We start from the raw sequence: 17,408 nt of genomic DNA, 5'->3' as shown, positions 1-17,408 counted from the left end.
GGTTACCGTTTTTAAGGTTTGTTCCCTCTCCCTGTGGGAGAGGGCCGGGGTGAGGGCATCAGGCCGCACCCAACGTTTTTTAGCGCTTCAGGTCAGACTTAAAATCACGCTGCTCGTAGCCGGTGTACAGCTGACGAGGACGGGCGATTTTCATACCTTCGCTGTGCATTTCGTTCCAGTGCGCAATCCAGCCCACGGTACGCGCCATGGCGAAGATCACGGTGAACATGGAAGACGGAATGCCCATCGCTTTCAGAATAATGCCAGAGTAGAAATCGACGTTCGGGTAGAGTTTCTTCTCGATGAAGTACGGGTCGTTCAGCGCGATGTGTTCCAGCTCCATCGCCACTTCCAGCAGATCGTCTTTGGTGCCCAGCTCTTTCAGCACTTCATGGCAGGTCTCACGCATAACGGTTGCGCGCGGGTCGTAGTTTTTGTAAACACGGTGACCGAAGCCCATCAGGCGGAAGGAGTCATTCTTGTCTTTCGCGCGACGCACGAACTCTGGAATGTGCTCAACGGTGCTGATCTCTTCCAGCATCTTCAGCGCCGCTTCGTTCGCGCCGCCGTGCGCCGGTCCCCACAGGGAGGCGATGCCCGCAGCGATACAGGCGAACGGGTTCGCGCCTGAAGAGCCTGCGGTACGGACAGTAGAGGTAGAGGCGTTCTGCTCGTGGTCAGCGTGCAGGATCAAAATACGGTCCATCGCGCGTTCCAGCACCGGATTCACTTCATACTCTTCGCACGGCGTGGAGAACATCATGCGCAGGAAGTTGCCGGCGTAGGAGAGGTCGTTACGTGGGTACACAAACGGCTGGCCGATGGAGTATTTGTAGCACATCGCCGCCATGGTCGGCATTTTGGACAGCAGGCGGAACGCCGCGATATCACGGTGACGCGGGTTATTCACGTCAAGTGAGTCGTGGTAGAACGCCGCCAGCGCACCGGTAATCCCGCACATCACCGCCATTGGGTGAGAGTCACGACGGAACGCATGGAACAGACGGGTAATCTGCTCATGGATCATGGTGTGACGGGTTACGGTGGTTTTGAATTCATCGTACTGCGCCTGCGTCGGCTTTTCGCCGTTCAGCAGGATGTAGCACACTTCCAGGTAGTTGGATTCGGTGGCTAACTGATCGATGGGGAAGCCGCGATGGAGCAGGATACCTTCGTCACCGTCAATGTAGGTGATTTTGGATTCGCAAGATGCGGTAGAGGTAAATCCAGGGTCAAAGGTAAATACTCCTTTGGAACCCAGCGTACGGATATCAATAACATCCTGACCGAGCGTGCCTTTTAGCACATCCAGTTCAATAGCATCATCACCATTTAGGGTGAGTTTTGCCTTTGTATCAGCCATTTACGGTCTCCTTAGCGCCTTATGCTTAAGACTGCTTTTACCGGATTTGCCTTCAGCTGTTAATCACCGTTACCAGATTGTTATTTGGCTTACCGCTCAGCTCACGAGGAGTAACCAGGGTACAGAGCTATGGCGCCTTGCAGGTAAACGAATGAAATATCAGTGAAACAACAGCAAATCAGCGTTTTTGCAGTCCGAATTATTCAAACCTGTATATCACTAATAACTGTCCTGATAACTTCGGTCAATACCATCACACTGTTACATAACTATTTGTCAGGTGAAAGAGAGACCTCATAACTTTTGCGCATTATATGCCTTTTCTGATGACGTTTGTAACAATATTGTTTAACATTTGTCAAATCAGATGATTAAAAATTAAAAAGATGTTGTTATCGTGACCCTGATCACTGTTCCAGAGAAAACCCAACAAACTGTATGTAGGTTAATTGTAATGATTTTGTGAACGGCCTATACTGCCGCCAGGTCTCCGGAACACCCTGCAATCCCGAGCCACCCAGCGTTGTAACGTGTCGTTTTAGCATTTGGAAGCAATGTTTTGCATGACGCGCAGTTATAGAAAAGGAACGCTGCTTGACCCGCATCGCAGTCCGGAGGAAGGAAACAATAAGAACAGCATGTGGGCGTTATTCATGATAAGAAATGTGAAAAAACAAAGACCTGTCAATCTGGATCTCAAAACGATCCGGTTCCCCGTAACAGCAATAGCGTCCATTCTGCACCGTGTTTCTGGTGTGATTACGTTTGTGGCGGTCGGTATTTTGCTGTGGTTACTGGGCACCAGCCTCTCTTCCCCTGAAGGATTCCTCCAGGCCTCGGCCATCATGAATAGCTTCTTCGTGAAATTTATCATGTGGGGCATTCTCACCGCGCTGGCCTATCACGTTGTTGGCGGCGTACGCCACATGCTGATGGACTTTGGCTATCTGGAAGAGACGTTCGAGGCCGGGAAACGTACCGCGAACATTTCATTTGTGATCACTGTCGTGCTTTCACTTCTCGCAGGAGTTCTCGTATGGTAAGCAACGCCTCCGCATTAGGACGCAACGGCGTACATGACTTCATTCTGGTCCGCGCTACCGCCATCGTCCTCACGCTTTACATCATCTATATGATCGGTTTCTTCGCGACCAGCGGCACGCTGACGTGGGAAAACTGGAGTGGTTTCTTCGGATCGGCCTTCACCAAAGTGTTCACCCTGCTGGCCCTGTTCTCCATCCTTATCCATGCCTGGATCGGCATGTGGCAGGTGTTGACCGATTACGTTAAACCGCTGGCGATTCGCCTTCCGCTGCAACTGATTATTGTTGTTGCGCTGCTGGTTTACGTCATTTATGGATTTGTTGTGGTGTGGGGTGTGTAATGAAACTGCCAGTCAGAGAATTTGATGCTGTTGTGATTGGTGCGGGTGGCGCAGGTATGCGCGCCGCACTGCAAATTTCCCAGAGCGGCCAGACCTGTGCGCTGCTCTCTAAAGTGTTCCCGACCCGTTCCCACACTGTGTCCGCGCAGGGCGGTATTACCGTTGCGCTGGGTAACTCCCATGAAGATAACTGGGAATGGCACATGTACGACACGGTAAAAGGTTCCGATTATATCGGCGACCAGGATGCCATCGAATATATGTGTAAAACCGGCCCGGAAGCGATTCTGGAGCTGGACCATATGGGTCTGCCGTTCTCCCGTCTGGAAAATGGCACCATCTATCAGCGTCCGTTTGGCGGCCAGTCGAAAAACTTCGGCGGCGAGCAGGCGGCACGTACCGCGGCGGCGGCTGACCGTACCGGTCACGCACTGCTGCACACCCTGTATCAGCAGAACCTGAAAAACCATACCACCATCTTTTCCGAGTGGTATGCGCTGGATCTGGTGAAAAACGCCGATGGCGCAATTGTTGGCTGTACCGCACTGTGCATCGAAACCGGTGAAGTGGTTTACTTCAAAGCCCGCGCGACCGTGTTGGCGACCGGTGGCGCGGGCCGTATTTATCAGTCCACCACTAACGCCCACATCAACACCGGTGACGGCGTCGGTATGGCTATTCGCGCCGGCGTACCCGTGCAGGACATGGAGATGTGGCAGTTCCACCCAACCGGTATCGCCGGTGCGGGCGTGCTGGTCACCGAAGGCTGCCGCGGTGAAGGTGGCTACCTGCTGAACAAACACGGCGAGCGCTTCATGGAGCGTTATGCCCCGAATGCGAAAGACCTGGCGGGTCGTGACGTGGTGGCGCGTTCCATCATGATCGAAATCCGTGAAGGCCGCGGCTGCGATGGCCCATGGGGTCCACACGCGAAGCTGAAGCTCGACCATCTGGGTAAAGAAGTGCTGGAATCCCGTCTGCCGGGCATTCTGGAACTGTCCCGTACTTTCGCGCACGTCGATCCGGTGAAAGAGCCGATCCCGGTTATCCCAACCTGCCACTACATGATGGGCGGTATTCCGACCAAAGTGACCGGTCAGGCGCTGACCGTGAACGAGCAGGGCGAAGACGTGGTCATTCCTGGCCTGTTCGCGGTAGGCGAAATCGCCTGCGTATCCGTACACGGCGCAAACCGTCTGGGCGGCAACTCGCTGCTGGACCTGGTGGTATTTGGTCGTGCGGTGGGTCTGCATCTGCAGGAGTCCATTGCCGAGCAGGGCGCGCTGCGTGATGCAACCGACGACGAAATCGACGCCTCTCTTGAACGCCTCAACCGCTGGAACGGTAACCGTAACGGCGAAGATCCGGTGGAAATCCGTAAAGCGCTGCAGGAGTGCATGCAGCACAACTTCTCGGTATTCCGTGAAGGCGATGCGATGGCCAAAGGCCTTGAGCAGCTGAAGGCGATCCGCGAGCGTCTGAAAAATGCCCGTCTGGACGACACCTCCAGCGAGTTCAACACCCAGCGCGTTGAGTGCCTGGAGCTGGATAACCTGATGGAAACCGCATTCGCAACCGCCATGTCGGCAAACTTCCGTACCGAAAGCCGTGGCGCCCATAGCCGCTTCGACTTCCCGGATCGTGACGATGAAAACTGGCTGTGCCATTCCCTGTATCTGCCAGAGTCGGAAACCATGACGCGTCGTAACGTCAACATGGAACCGAAACTGCGTCCGGCGTTCCCGCCGAAGATTCGTACTTACTAATGCGGAGACAGGATAATGAAACTCGAATTCTCAGTTTATCGTTATAACCCGGATGTTGATGACGCTCCGCGCATGCAGGACTATACCCTCGAAGCGGAAGAAGGTCGTGACATGATGCTGCTGGATGCCTTAATCCAGCTGAAAGAGAAAGATCCTACGCTGTCGTTCCGCCGCTCCTGCCGTGAAGGGGTATGTGGCTCTGACGGTGTGAACATGAACGGCAAAAACGGCCTGGCCTGCATCACGCCAATTTCAGCGCTGCAGCGTCCTGGTCAGAAAATTGTTATCCGTCCTCTGCCAGGCCTGCCGGTCGTGCGTGATTTGGTGGTAGACATGGGGCAATTCTATGCACAATATGAGAAGATTAAGCCTTACTTATTGAATAATGGGCAAAATCCACCCGCTCGCGAGCACTTACAGTCTCCTGAGCAGCGTGAAAAACTCGATGGTCTGTACGAGTGTATTCTCTGCGCATGCTGTTCAACGTCCTGCCCGTCGTTCTGGTGGAACCCGGACAAGTTTATCGGCCCTGCGGGTCTGCTGGCTGCCTATCGCTTCCTGATCGACAGCCGCGACACCGAAACCGACAGCCGTCTGGAAGGATTAAGTGACGCTTTCAGCGTATTCCGCTGCCATAGCATCATGAACTGCGTCAGTGTGTGTCCGAAGGGGCTGAACCCGACGCGTGCCATCGGCCATATTAAGTCGATGCTGCTGCAGCGCAGTGCGTAAGTAGTGAGAGGGGAGCGCTGTTCCCCTCACCCTAACCCTCTCCCAAAGGGAGAGGGAATAAATTGCAGAAACCTTTAAAAACTGCCAGATAAGTAAATAATCGAGACGTTCAGCGCGAGACAAGGCGCGGTTGAACGAATCCCCAGGAGCATAGTGAACTATGTGACTGGGGTGAGTGAAAGCCGCAACGCAGTCGCAGCCTGAACGACGAAGATTATTTAGACAGTTTCTAAAGGTTCCTTCGCGGGCCAAAGTAAAAGAGCTCGCAGGTGAACCCCGGCACGTACACGCGGTGTGCGTGGTAGTTTCTACGGCGAAAGTAAGCATAAAAATGCTTAAGGGATCACGATGCAGAACGGCGCAATGAAAGCCTGGCTGGACTCTTCTTACCTCTCTGGTGCCAACCAGAGCTGGATAGAACAGCTCTATGAAGACTTCTTAACCGATCCTGACTCAGTGGACGCAAACTGGCGTTCCATGTTCCAGCAGTTGCCTGGTACAGGGGTCAAACCGGATCAATTCCATTCCAAAACACGTGATTATTTCCGTCGTCTGGCGAAGGATGCCTCACGTTACTCTTCTGCGATTTCCGACCCTGACACCAATGCGAAGCAGGTTAAAGTCCTGCAGCTTATCAACGCTTATCGCTTCCGCGGTCACCAGCATGCGAATCTCGATCCGCTGGGACTGTGGCAGCAGGAACGTGTGGCCGATCTCGATCCGGCGTATCACGATCTGACCGAGGCCGATTTCCAGGAAAGCTTTAACGTAGGTTCCTTTGCTATCGGCAAAGACACGATGAAGCTGGGCGATCTGATTGACGCGCTCAAGCAAACCTACTGCGGCTCCATCGGCGCGGAATATATGCACATTACCTCTACTGAAGAGAAACGCTGGATCCAGCAGCGCATCGAATCCGTAGCGGGCCACGCGACCTTCTCGGCCGACGAGAAGAAACGCTTCCTCAGCGAACTGACCGCAGCGGAAGGGCTTGAGCGCTATCTGGGCGCGAAGTTCCCGGGCGCAAAACGCTTCTCGCTGGAAGGCGGCGACGCGCTGGTGCCGATGCTGAAAGAGCTGATTCGCCACGCAGGCAAGAGCGGCACCCGTGAAGTGGTGCTCGGCATGGCGCACCGTGGTCGTCTGAACGTGCTGGTCAACGTGCTGGGTAAAAAACCGCAGGACCTGTTCGACGAATTCGCGGGCAAACACAAAGAACACCTCGGCACCGGCGACGTGAAGTACCACATGGGCTTCTCGTCAGATATCGAAACCGAAGGCGGTCTGGTTCACCTGGCGCTGGCGTTTAACCCGTCACACCTGGAAATCGTCAGCCCGGTGGTTATCGGTTCCGTGCGCGCGCGTCTGGATCGTCTGGACGAGCCGAGCAGCAATAAAGTGCTGCCAATCACCATCCACGGTGATGCGGCGGTCACAGGGCAGGGCGTGGTTCAGGAAACCCTGAACATGTCGAAAGCGCGTGGTTATGAAGTGGGCGGTACCGTTCGCATCGTGATCAACAACCAGGTGGGCTTCACCACCTCTAACCCGCTGGATGCGCGTTCTACCCCGTACTGCACCGACATCGGTAAGATGGTACAGGCGCCAATCTTCCACGTTAATGCGGATGACCCGGAAGCCGTTGCTTTCGTTACCCGTCTGGCGCTGGACTTCCGTAATACCTTTAAGCGCGATGTGTTCATTGACCTCTTCTGCTACCGCCGTCACGGCCACAACGAAGCGGATGAGCCAAGTGCAACCCAGCCGCTGATGTACCAGAAAATCAAAAAACACCCGACCCCGCGCAAAATCTATGCTGACAAGCTGGAAAGCGACAACGTGGCGACGCTGGAAGATGCGACCGAAATGGTCAACCTCTACCGCGACGCGCTGGACGCGGGTGAATGCGTGGTGAAAGAACTGCGCCCGATGAACATGCACTCCTTTACCTGGTCGCCGTACCTCAACCACGAGTGGGATGAGAGCTACCCGAACAAGGTTGAGATGAAGCGCCTGCAGGAGCTGGCTAAACGCATCAGCACTGTGCCGGACGCTATCGAGATGCAGTCTCGCGTGGCGAAAATCTACGCCGACCGTCAGTCCATGGCGGCAGGCGAGAAGCTGTTCGACTGGGGCGGGGCGGAAACGCTGGCCTACGCAACGCTGGTTGACGAAGGGATCCCTGTTCGTCTGTCCGGTGAAGATGCGGGCCGTGGGACCTTCTTCCACCGTCATGCGGTGGTTCACAACCAGTCTAACGGTTCAACCTACACCCCGCTGCAGCACGTGCACAACGGTCAGGGCCAGTTCAAGGTCTGGGACTCCGTGCTGTCTGAAGAAGCGGTACTGGCTTTCGAATACGGTTACGCCACGGCGGAACCGCGCACCCTGACCATCTGGGAAGCGCAGTTCGGTGACTTCGCCAACGGTGCGCAGGTGGTTATCGACCAGTTCATCTCCTCCGGCGAACAGAAATGGGGCCGCATGTGTGGCCTGGTGATGCTCCTGCCGCACGGTTATGAAGGCCAGGGTCCGGAGCACTCCTCCGCGCGTCTGGAACGTTATCTGCAGCTCTGCGCCGAGCAGAACATGCAGGTCTGCGTGCCGTCCACCCCGGCGCAGGTGTACCACATGCTGCGTCGTCAGGCGCTGCGCGGTATGCGCCGTCCGCTGGTGGTGATGTCGCCGAAATCCCTGCTGCGTCATCCGCTGGCGGTCTCCAGCCTGGAAGAGCTGGCGAACGGCACCTTCCTGCCGGCCATCGGTGAAATTGACGAGCTGGATCCGCAGGCCGTGAAGCGTGTGGTGATGTGTTCTGGTAAGGTTTATTACGACCTGCTGGAACAGCGCCGTAAGAACGATCAGAAAGATGTCGCCATCGTGCGTATCGAACAGCTTTATCCGTTCCCGCATCAGGCGATGCAGGAAGTGCTGAAACAGTACGCTCACGTACATGATTTTGTCTGGTGCCAGGAAGAGCCGCTCAACCAGGGCGCATGGTACTGCAGCCAGCATCATTTCCGTGAAGTGATTCCATTTGGGTCAGCCCTGCGCTATGCAGGTCGCCCGGCCTCCGCCTCTCCGGCGGTAGGGTATATGTCCGTTCACCAGAAGCAGCAACAAGATCTGGTCAATGACGCGCTGAACGTCGATTAATTAAAGGATACATAATGAGTAGCGTAGATATTCTTGTTCCCGACCTGCCTGAATCCGTAGCAGATGCGACCGTCGCTACCTGGCACAAAAAACCAGGCGATGCCGTTAAGCGCGATGAAGTGCTGGTAGAAATCGAAACTGACAAAGTGGTACTGGAAGTACCGGCTTCGGCGGATGGCGTTCTGGACGCGGTGCTGGAAGATGAAGGCACCACCGTCACCTCTCGTCAGATCCTGGGGCGCCTGCGTGAAGGCAACAGCGCGGGCAAAGAGTCCAGCGCGAAGTCTGAAGAGAAAGCCTCTACGCCGGCTCAGCGCCAGCAGGCTTCTCTGGAAGAACAGTCTAACGACGCCCTCAGCCCGGCGATCCGTCGCCTGCTGGCTGAACACAGCCTTGACCCGGCAGCCATCAAAGGCACCGGTGTGGGCGGTCGTCTGACCCGCGAAGACATCGACAAGCATCTGGCAAAAGCGCCTGCTCAGGCAGAAGCGAAAGCCCCTGCGGCAGCTCCGGCAGCACAGCCTGCGCTGGGTGCCCGCAGCGAAAAACGCGTACCGATGACGCGCCTGCGCAAGCGCGTGGCCGAGCGTCTGCTGGAAGCGAAAAACTCCACCGCGATGCTGACCACCTTCAACGAAGTGAACATGAAGCCAATTATGGATCTGCGTAAGCAGTACGGTGACGCGTTTGAAAAACGTCACGGTATCCGTCTGGGCTTCATGTCCTTCTACGTGAAGGCGGTGGTTGAAGCGCTGAAACGTTACCCGGAAGTGAACGCGTCTATCGATGGCGATGACGTGGTTTACCACAACTACTTCGACGTCAGCATGGCGGTTTCTACCCCACGCGGCCTGGTGACCCCGGTTCTGCGTGATGTGGATACCCTGGGTATGGCTGACATCGAGAAGAACATTAAAGAGCTGGCCGTGAAAGGCCGCGACGGCAAGCTGACCGTAGACGATCTGACCGGCGGTAACTTCACCATTACCAACGGCGGCGTATTCGGCTCGCTGATGTCTACCCCGATCATTAACCCGCCGCAGAGCGCGATCCTGGGTATGCATGCCATTAAAGATCGCCCGATGGCGGTAGACGGTAAAGTTGAGATCCTGCCGATGATGTACCTGGCGCTCTCTTACGACCACCGCCTGATCGACGGCCGCGAGTCCGTGGGCTTCCTGGTAGCTATTAAAGAGCTGCTGGAAGATCCAACGCGTCTGCTGCTGGACGTCTAGTAACGATTTAGCATCACCTGCCCCGTGGACCGGCACACGCTGCGCCGGTCTACAGGTTTGAAGATAACGATTACCCTGAAGGATGGATAGAACACATGAACTTACATGAATATCAGGCCAAACAGCTGTTTGCCCGGTATGGCTTACCGGCTCCGGTGGGTTATGCCTGTACTACCCCGCGTGAAGCAGAAGAAGCCGCATCTAAAATCGGTTCCGGCCCGTGGGTAGTTAAATGTCAGGTTCACGCTGGTGGCCGTGGTAAAGCGGGCGGTGTGAAGGTTGTTAAGAGCAAAGAAGAGATTCGTGCGTTTGCTGAACATTGGCTCGGCAAGCGTCTGGTGACCTACCAGACAGATGCGAACGGCCAGCCGGTTAACCAGATCCTGGTCGAAGCGGCGACCGACATCGCGAAAGAGCTGTACCTGGGCGCGGTGGTTGACCGTAGCTCCCGTCGCGTGGTGTTCATGGCGTCTACCGAAGGCGGCGTGGAAATTGAAAAAGTGGCGGAAGAGACCCCGCACCTGATCCACAAAGTGGCTATCGATCCGCTGGCGGGCCCAATGCCTTATCAGGGTCGCGAGCTGGCGTTCAAGCTGGGTCTGGAAGGCAAGCTGGTTCAGCAGTTCACCAAGATCTTCATGGGCCTGGCGACTATCTTCCTTGAGCGCGATCTGGCGCTGATCGAGATCAACCCGCTGGTGATCACCACCCAGGGCGACCTGATCTGCCTCGACGGCAAGCTGGGCGCTGACGGCAACGCGCTGTTCCGCCAGCCGGATCTGCGCGAAATGCGCGACCAGTCTCAGGAAGATCCGCGTGAAGCACAGGCTGCTCAGTGGGAGCTGAACTACGTGGCGCTGGATGGCAACATCGGCTGCATGGTTAACGGTGCGGGCCTGGCGATGGGCACCATGGACATCGTTAAGCTGCACGGCGGTGAGCCGGCGAACTTCCTTGACGTGGGCGGTGGCGCAACCAAAGAGCGCGTAACCGAAGCGTTCAAAATCATCCTCTCTGACGACAACGTTAAAGCGGTACTGGTTAACATCTTCGGCGGCATCGTCCGTTGCGACCTGATTGCTGACGGCATCATCGGTGCGGTAGAAGAAGTGGGTGTTAACGTTCCGGTGGTTGTGCGTCTGGAAGGTAACAACGCTGAACTCGGCGCGAAAAAACTGGCTGACAGCGGCCTGAATATTATTGCAGCGAAAAGTCTGACGGATGCAGCTCAGCAGGTTGTTGCCGCAGTGGAGGGGAAATAATGTCAGTTTTAATTAATAAAGATACCAAGGTTATCTGCCAGGGCTTCACCGGTAGCCAGGGGACTTTCCACTCCGAACAGGCGATTGCCTACGGCACGCAGATGGTTGGCGGCGTAACGCCAGGTAAAGGCGGCACCACGCACCTGGGCCTGCCGGTGTTCAACACCGTGCGTGAAGCGGTAGAAGCGACGGGCGCAACCGCGACCGTGATCTACGTTCCGGCACCGTTCTGCAAAGACTCCATTCTGGAAGCGATCGACGCAGGCATCAAGCTGATCATCACCATCACCGAAGGCATCCCGACCCTGGATATGCTGACCGTGAAGGTGAAGCTGGACGAAGCAGGCGTGCGTATGATCGGCCCGAACTGCCCTGGCGTGATCACTCCGGGCGAATGCAAAATCGGCATCATGCCTGGTCACATTCACAAGCCGGGCAAAGTGGGCATCGTTTCCCGTTCCGGTACCCTGACCTATGAAGCGGTTAAGCAGACCACCGACTACGGCTTTGGCCAGTCCACCTGCGTGGGCATCGGCGGTGACCCAATCCCGGGATCTAACTTCATCGACATCCTGAAGCTGTTCCAGGAAGATCCGCAGACCGAAGCGATCGTGATGATCGGCGAGATCGGCGGTAGCGCGGAAGAAGAAGCGGCTGCTTACATCAAAGAACACGTGACCAAGCCAGTCGTGGGCTACATCGCGGGTGTGACTGCGCCGAAAGGCAAGCGTATGGGCCACGCGGGCGCGATCATCGCCGGTGGTAAAGGTACGGCTGATGAGAAGTTTGCTGCGCTGGAAGCCGCAGGCGTGAAGACCGTTCGCAGCCTGGCGGATATCGGCGAAGCACTGAAATCCATCATTAAGTAAGTCCTCTCTGCTCCCCGAACGGGGAGCGATGAAGTATAAAAATGTCCGTTTCGACATGGTTGGCCGCTGTAAAGCGGCCTTTTTTATTGCCTGCGTCTGGCGACGAGAGTGAACTTGTAGTCGTCGGTATTGAACACGTTGCGGCTGTATTCAAACACCCGTCCGTCCTTCAGGAACCCACGGGAGACTTTTTCCAGGATCGGCTTTGCCGGATCGAGCGACAGCGCGGCGATCGCCTCCTCTGACGGCATGATCGGCATCAACTCCTGCTCGCTGCGATCGATAACCAGCTTTTTGATCTGCTCAACGTAGTGATATTTCGAATTCTCCATCACTTCCCAGGTGAGGTCGGGAAACATGGCCAGCGGCATCCATGTCTCCTCCAGGTTCACCGGCTTCTGCTTGATGAAACGCACGCGCTTAACGTGCCAGACCTTATCTTCCACGCCAACCGCTAATGTTGCCGCCAGCCGCGCATCGGCTTTCACCACTTCAAAGATTTTGACATCACTGTGCGTATCGACATGACGATCCGCCAGCTTTTCGTAAAAGCCGGTGAGCTGATAAATATCGTAATTGACGCGCTCCTCTTTTTTTACATAAGAGCCGCTGCCCTGAATACTTTCGATGACCTGCTCATCGGCGAGCAGTTTCAGGGCCTGCCGCACGGTGACGCGGCTGACGCGAAACGCCTCCTGAAGACTGGACTCCGTCGGCAGCGCGTCTCCGGGTTTTAATTCCCCGGCGTTGATTTTCTCGCGGAACGCATCGGCTATCTGCCGGTACATCGGTTTGTTGCCCATTTTATCGCGCCTGCTTAATACCTTTTCAGGGAATTATGCATTCAACTGATGATTTGTAAATAATACAATTAAAATACAAATTTGGCTTTTAGTGAAAGTGATCACATAAATGTATTATTGGGTCTGCCAGAATCCTCCCCAGACAATAACTCTGTATAGGTGAGGATCTTTATGAACCTGACGACTCTGACCGATCCGCGTGCTGTTTGCGTTCAGGCGCAGTTTACCCGCCGGGATGAGGCAATCCGTCAGCTTACGGCGCGGCTGGTGGCGCTGGGCAAAATCGCTGATGCCGATGCGTTTCTGGAGGAGGTGTTTCATCGGGAATCGCTTGGGCCGACCGCGCTGGGTGAAGGACTGGCCGTTCCTCACGGTAAATCAGCCGTCGTGAAGGAGGCGGCTTTTGCCGTGGCAACTCTGCGAGAACCGCTTGCATGGGAAGGCGTGGACGGGCCGGAAGAGGTTGAGCTGGTTTTTCTGCTCGCCATTCCGCCAGCAGAAGCGGGTTCAACCCATATTCAGGTGCTGACGGAGCTGACGTCTCGCCTGGCGGATGACGATCTCAGGGCGCGCGTGATGGCTGCTACCACGGCGGAAGACGTGCTTGCTGCGCTTGAAGCTGCCCCTGACACGGAAGAGGCAGCCGTCGCGCTGAATGCCCCGACAATCGTCTGCGTGACCGCCTGTCCGGCCGGGATCGCGCATACCTATATGGCCGCAGAGTACCTGGAAAAAGCGGGACGCAAGCTTGGCGTCAACGTGGTGGTCGAAAAGCAGGGGGCGAACGGCATTGAGGGGCGCATCACCGCGCAGCAGCTTCGTGAGGCCAAAGCGTGCATTTTTGCCGCAGAAGTGGCGATCAAAGAGAGCGAGCGTTTTCAGGGGATTCCCGCCATCTCTGTGCCCGTCGCGGAGCCTCTGCGCCATGCTGAAGCGCTGATTGAGCGCGCGCTGGCGCTGCAGCCTGCATCCGATGCGCGTCCTGCGCATGTCGATACCGAAACGAAAAAGAGCGTTAAAACTGAACTCAAGCAGGCACTTCTCAGCGGTATCTCTTTTGCGGTGCCGCTGATCGTCGCTGGCGGTACGGTGCTGGCCGTGTCGGTACTGCTGGCGCAAATCCTGGGTCTGCAGCACCTGTTTGACCAGGAAAACTCGTGGCTGTGGATGTACCGCAAGCTTGGCGGCGGCATGCTCGGCATTCTGATGGTACCTGTTCTGGCGGCCTATACCGCGTATTCGCTGGCGGATAAACCTGCGCTGACGCCGGGTTTTGCGGCCGGTCTTGCTGCCAATATGATCGGCTCCGGTTTTCTGGGCGCTATCGTCGGTGGGCTGATCGCGGGCTATCTGATGCGCTGGGTGAAAAACCACATTCGGCTCAGTAGCCGCTACAACGGCTTTCTGACCTTTTATCTCTATCCGGTGATTGGCGTGCTGGGCGCGGGCAGCCTGATGCTGTTTGTGATTGGCGAACCGGTGGCCTGGCTCAATAACACGCTCACCGTCTGGCTTAACGGTCTCTCCGGCGCGAATGCGCTGCTTCTGGGGGCAATCCTCGGGTTTATGTGCTCATTCGATTTGGGTGGCCCGGTCAACAAAGCCTCTTACGCGTTTTGCCTGGGGGCGATGGCGAACGGCGTTTATGGTCCTTACGCAATCTTTGCCTCCGTCAAAATGGTCTCAGCCTTCACCGTCACGGCGTCGACGATGCTGGCGCCGAAGCTGTTTAAACCGTTTGAAATTGAAACCGGTAAATCAACGTGGCTGCTCGGCCTGGCGGGCATTACCGAAGGGACGATCCCGATGGCGATTGAAGATCCGCTTCGCGTCATTGGCTCATTTGTACTTGGATCCATGGTGACAGGCGCGGCTGTCGGTGCGATGGGGATCGGGTTGTCTACCCCGGGGGCCGGGATTTTCTCTCTCTTTTTACTTCACGATGCCGGGTTGGGCGGTGTGGTTGCGGCGGCGGGCTGGTTTGGCGCGGCGCTGGCGGGGACCGCTGTCTCCACGTTTGTTCTGCTGCTCTGGCGACGTCAGGCGGTAAAAAAGGGCAAGTACCTCACAGAAGACGCCATACCGTAAAAACTCACAAAACAGGAAACGAAGATGAAAGCTGTATCTCGCGTTCATATCACGCCGCATATGCACTGGGACCGTGAGTGGTACTTCACCACTGAAGAGTCGCGCATTCTTCTGGTCAATAATATGGAAGAGATCCTGACCCGCCTGGAGCAGGACGACGAGTATAAATATTACGTCCTTGATGGCCAGACGGCGGTGCTGGAAGATTATTTTGCCGTCGTGCCCGAAAACCGCGCGCGGGTAAAGGCGCTTGTGGAGCGCGGAAAACTGATTATCGGCCCCTGGTATACCCAGACCGATACCACGATTGTCAGCGGCGAGTCGATTGTCCGCAACCTGATGTACGGCATCCGGGACTGTATGGCGTTCGGCGAGCCGATGAAGATCGGCTATCTGCCGGATTCGTTTGGTATGTCCGGCCAGCTTCCGCATATCTATAACGGATTTGGCATTACCCGGACGATGTTCTGGCGCGGCTGCTCGGAACGACACGGGACCGATAAAACCGAATTTCTCTGGCAGAGCCAGGACGGCAGTGAAGTCACGGCGCAGGTGCTGCCGCTGGGCTACGCGATTGGTAAGTACTTACCGGAGGACGAAGCCGGGCTGCGAAAACGGCTCGACAGCTATTTCGACGTTCTGGAAAAGGCCTCCGTCACCAAAGAGATTGTGCTGCCCAACGGTCACGATCAGATGCCGCTGCAGCAGAACATTTTCTCCGTGATGGATAAGCTGCGTGAAATCTATCCGCAGCGTCAATTTGTAATGAGCCGCTTTGAAGAGGTGTTTGACCACATTGAGGCACGCCGCGATGAACTGGCGACTCTGAAAGGGGAGTTTATCGACGGGAAATACATGCGCGTGCACCGGACAATCGGCTCCACGCGCATGGATATCAAAATTGCCCATGCGCGTATTGAGAACAAAATTGTCAACATCCTCGAACCGCTGGCGACGCTTGCATGGACGCTGGGCTTCGATTATCACCACGGCCTGCTGGAGAAGATGTGGAAAGAGATCCTTAAAAACCACGCTCACGACAGCATCGGCTGCTGCTGCAGCGACAAGGTGCATCGTGAGATTGTCTCTCGTTTTGAACTGGCTGAAGACATGGCAGATAACCTGGTGCGTTTCTATATGCGCAAGATTGTCGACAACATGCCACAAAGCGACGCCGACAAACTGGTGATGTTCAACCTGATGCCCTGGCCGCGTGAAGAGGTGATGAACACCACGATTCGACTGCGCGCCAGCCAGTTCCGTCTGTTGGATGATAAAGGCAACGAGATCCCGTATTTCATTCGCAGCGCGCGCGAGCTGGACCCTGGTCTCATTGACCGGCAGATTGTCCATTACGGTAATTATGAGCCGTTTATGGAGTTTGATATTCAGCTCAGCCAGATACTGCCGTCGATGGGCTACCGTACGCTGTTTATCGAGCCAAACGTGGCCGGGAAGGTGGTCTCTCCGGTGATAAACACTGAATCCTTGCTCGAAAACGCCTTCTGGCAGATTGATTTAAATAACGACGGTACGCTGCGCCTGCGCGACAAAGAAACCGGGCTGATTTATGACCGGGTGCTGGAAATCGAAGAGAGTTCGGATGATGGCGATGAGTACGACTACTCGCCTTCGCGGGAAGAGTGGAGACTCACTTCAGCGCAGGGCGAGCATCAGGTCGAGGTTATACACGAAGGCTGGCAGAGCAGGGCGGTGATTCGCCATCAGATCGCGGTACCGGCTAATCTGGCCGAACGCGCGGCGGGTCAGCGAAGCGGGTCTCTCGGCGCTGAGGTTGAAATCACGCTTAGCCACCACAGCAGACGTATTGATGTGGCGGTGCGTCTGGATAATCAGGCTGACGACCACCGCGTCCGCGTGCTGATCCCTACGCCGTTTATGACAGAGGACGTGTTAGCGGATACCCAGTTTGGCACCCTCACTCGTCCGGTGCAGGACGCGGCGATGGAAAACTGGCAGGAGGAGGGGTGGAAAGAAGCGCCGGTTCCCGTCTGGAATTTACTCAACTATGCCGTCCTGCAGGAAAAACGAAACGGGCTTGCGCTGTTCACCGAAGGACTGCGCGAGTTTGAAGTAGTAGGCGAGGATAAAAAAGCCTTTGCCCTGACCCTGCTGCGCGGCGTGGGGTTACTCGGCAAAGAAGATTTGCTGTTGCGCCCCGGTAGGCCTTCAGGAATCAAAATGCCTGTTCCTGACTCCCAGGTGCGCGGTTCGTTAAGCTGTCGCTTTAGCCTCTTCAGCTTCAGTGGAACGCCGGAAAACGCGGGCGTCGCGCAGCAGGCTAAATCGTGGTTAACGCCGGTGCAGTGCTATAACAAAATTCCCTGGGACGCGATGAAGCTCAATCGCTCGTCGTGTACCACGCCGGAAAGTTACAGCCTGCTGGCGCTTTCGCCCACGGGATGCGTGCTCAGTACGCTCAAAAAGGCTGAAGATCGAGACGAGCTCATTCTTCGTCTGTTCAACCCTTCCGAGTCCAGCGCATGTGACGCGACGTTATCCGTGGCTCCGACCGTGAAACGGTGCTGCGAAACGGACATGAATGAACGGATAATAGACAATCGTGAAGAAGAGGGCATCGTCGGGGCGTTCAGACCGGGACAGTCACGAACCTTCAGCATTCTTCTTGCCTGAAAACCGCTGACACGATCAAAAGGCCGCAGAGTTCGCGGCCTTTTTTCATTAAATAGTCACGCTTCGGTGTTAACTTCCGGGATAATAAAAGTAAA

At 55.9% G+C, this 17,408-nt stretch carries 12 protein-coding genes; 10 read left to right on the top strand and 2 right to left on the bottom strand.

Features of this window, described 5'->3' with window-relative positions; all coding sequences use genetic code 11:
* Positions 1 to 79: 79 nt before the first annotated feature.
* On the bottom strand, positions 80 to 1,363 hold the full coding sequence (locus tag APT89_RS22085) for a citrate synthase (RefSeq protein WP_028012378.1): 1,284 nt from the start codon (positions 1,361 to 1,363) through the stop codon (positions 80 to 82).
* 638 nt (positions 1,364 to 2,001) lie between these two features.
* Here APT89_RS22085 and sdhC point away from each other — a divergent pair.
* From sdhC to sucD, 8 genes are all read left to right on the top strand, one after another.
* Positions 2,002 to 2,406 carry a succinate dehydrogenase cytochrome b556 subunit gene (gene sdhC / locus APT89_RS22080; RefSeq protein WP_026080740.1) on the top strand — a complete coding sequence of 135 codons (405 nt, stop codon included), beginning with the start codon at positions 2,002 to 2,004 and terminating at the stop codon, positions 2,404 to 2,406.
* Positions 2,400 to 2,747, top strand: a complete 348-nt coding sequence (gene sdhD, locus APT89_RS22075; protein ID WP_060573602.1) for a succinate dehydrogenase membrane anchor subunit — start codon at positions 2,400 to 2,402, stop codon at positions 2,745 to 2,747. Before sdhC ends, sdhD begins: the two co-directional genes overlap by 7 nt.
* Positions 2,747 to 4,513, top strand: coding sequence for a succinate dehydrogenase flavoprotein subunit (gene sdhA, locus APT89_RS22070; RefSeq protein WP_041910764.1), 1,767 nt, complete (start codon positions 2,747 to 2,749; stop codon positions 4,511 to 4,513). The genes sdhD and sdhA overlap by 1 nt, the downstream gene beginning before the upstream one ends.
* Positions 4,514 to 4,528: 15 nt before the next feature.
* Positions 4,529 to 5,245 (top strand): succinate dehydrogenase iron-sulfur subunit SdhB, encoded by a 717-nt coding sequence (gene sdhB, locus APT89_RS22065; protein ID WP_008501090.1) that lies wholly within the window; start codon positions 4,529 to 4,531, stop codon positions 5,243 to 5,245.
* A 348-nt stretch (positions 5,246 to 5,593) separates the two neighbouring features.
* Positions 5,594 to 8,401, top strand: a complete 2,808-nt coding sequence (gene sucA, locus APT89_RS22060; RefSeq protein ID WP_041910763.1) for a 2-oxoglutarate dehydrogenase E1 component — start codon at positions 5,594 to 5,596, stop codon at positions 8,399 to 8,401.
* Between the two features lie 14 nt (positions 8,402 to 8,415).
* A complete protein-coding gene (gene odhB, locus APT89_RS22055; RefSeq protein WP_008501093.1) occupies positions 8,416 to 9,636 on the top strand; it encodes a 2-oxoglutarate dehydrogenase complex dihydrolipoyllysine-residue succinyltransferase in 1,221 nt (406 codons plus the stop codon).
* Positions 9,637 to 9,731: 95 nt separating this feature from the next.
* On the top strand, positions 9,732 to 10,898 hold the full coding sequence (gene sucC, locus APT89_RS22050) for an ADP-forming succinate--CoA ligase subunit beta (RefSeq protein WP_006809579.1): 1,167 nt from the start codon (positions 9,732 to 9,734) through the stop codon (positions 10,896 to 10,898).
* On the top strand, positions 10,898 to 11,767 hold the full coding sequence (gene sucD / locus APT89_RS22045) for a succinate--CoA ligase subunit alpha (protein ID WP_008501094.1): 870 nt from the start codon (positions 10,898 to 10,900) through the stop codon (positions 11,765 to 11,767). The genes sucC and sucD overlap by 1 nt, the downstream gene beginning before the upstream one ends.
* 83 nt (positions 11,768 to 11,850) lie before the next feature.
* Here sucD and APT89_RS22040 read toward each other — a convergent pair whose 3' ends face one another.
* Complete coding sequence (locus APT89_RS22040) at positions 11,851 to 12,570, bottom strand: GntR family transcriptional regulator (RefSeq protein ID WP_060573596.1); 720 nt, start codon at positions 12,568 to 12,570, stop codon at positions 11,851 to 11,853.
* 171 nt (positions 12,571 to 12,741) lie between these two features.
* Between APT89_RS22040 and mngA the strand changes: the two genes are divergently transcribed.
* Together mngA and mngB are read left to right on the top strand one after the other, a co-directional pair.
* Positions 12,742 to 14,658, top strand: a complete 1,917-nt coding sequence (mngA, locus tag APT89_RS22035) for a PTS 2-O-a-mannosyl-D-glycerate transporter subunit IIABC (RefSeq protein ID WP_060573594.1) — start codon at positions 12,742 to 12,744, stop codon at positions 14,656 to 14,658.
* A gap of 24 nt (positions 14,659 to 14,682) precedes the next feature.
* Positions 14,683 to 17,313, top strand: a complete 2,631-nt coding sequence (mngB, locus tag APT89_RS22030) for a mannosylglycerate hydrolase (RefSeq protein WP_060573590.1) — start codon at positions 14,683 to 14,685, stop codon at positions 17,311 to 17,313.
* The last annotated feature ends 95 nt before the right edge of the window (positions 17,314 to 17,408 follow it).

This window comes from Enterobacter sp. 50588862 (assembly GCF_001462935.1).
In the GTDB taxonomy this organism is placed as follows: domain Bacteria; phylum Pseudomonadota; class Gammaproteobacteria; order Enterobacterales; family Enterobacteriaceae; genus Enterobacter; species Enterobacter bugandensis.
This window is presented reverse-complemented; position numbering and strand designations above follow the sequence as displayed.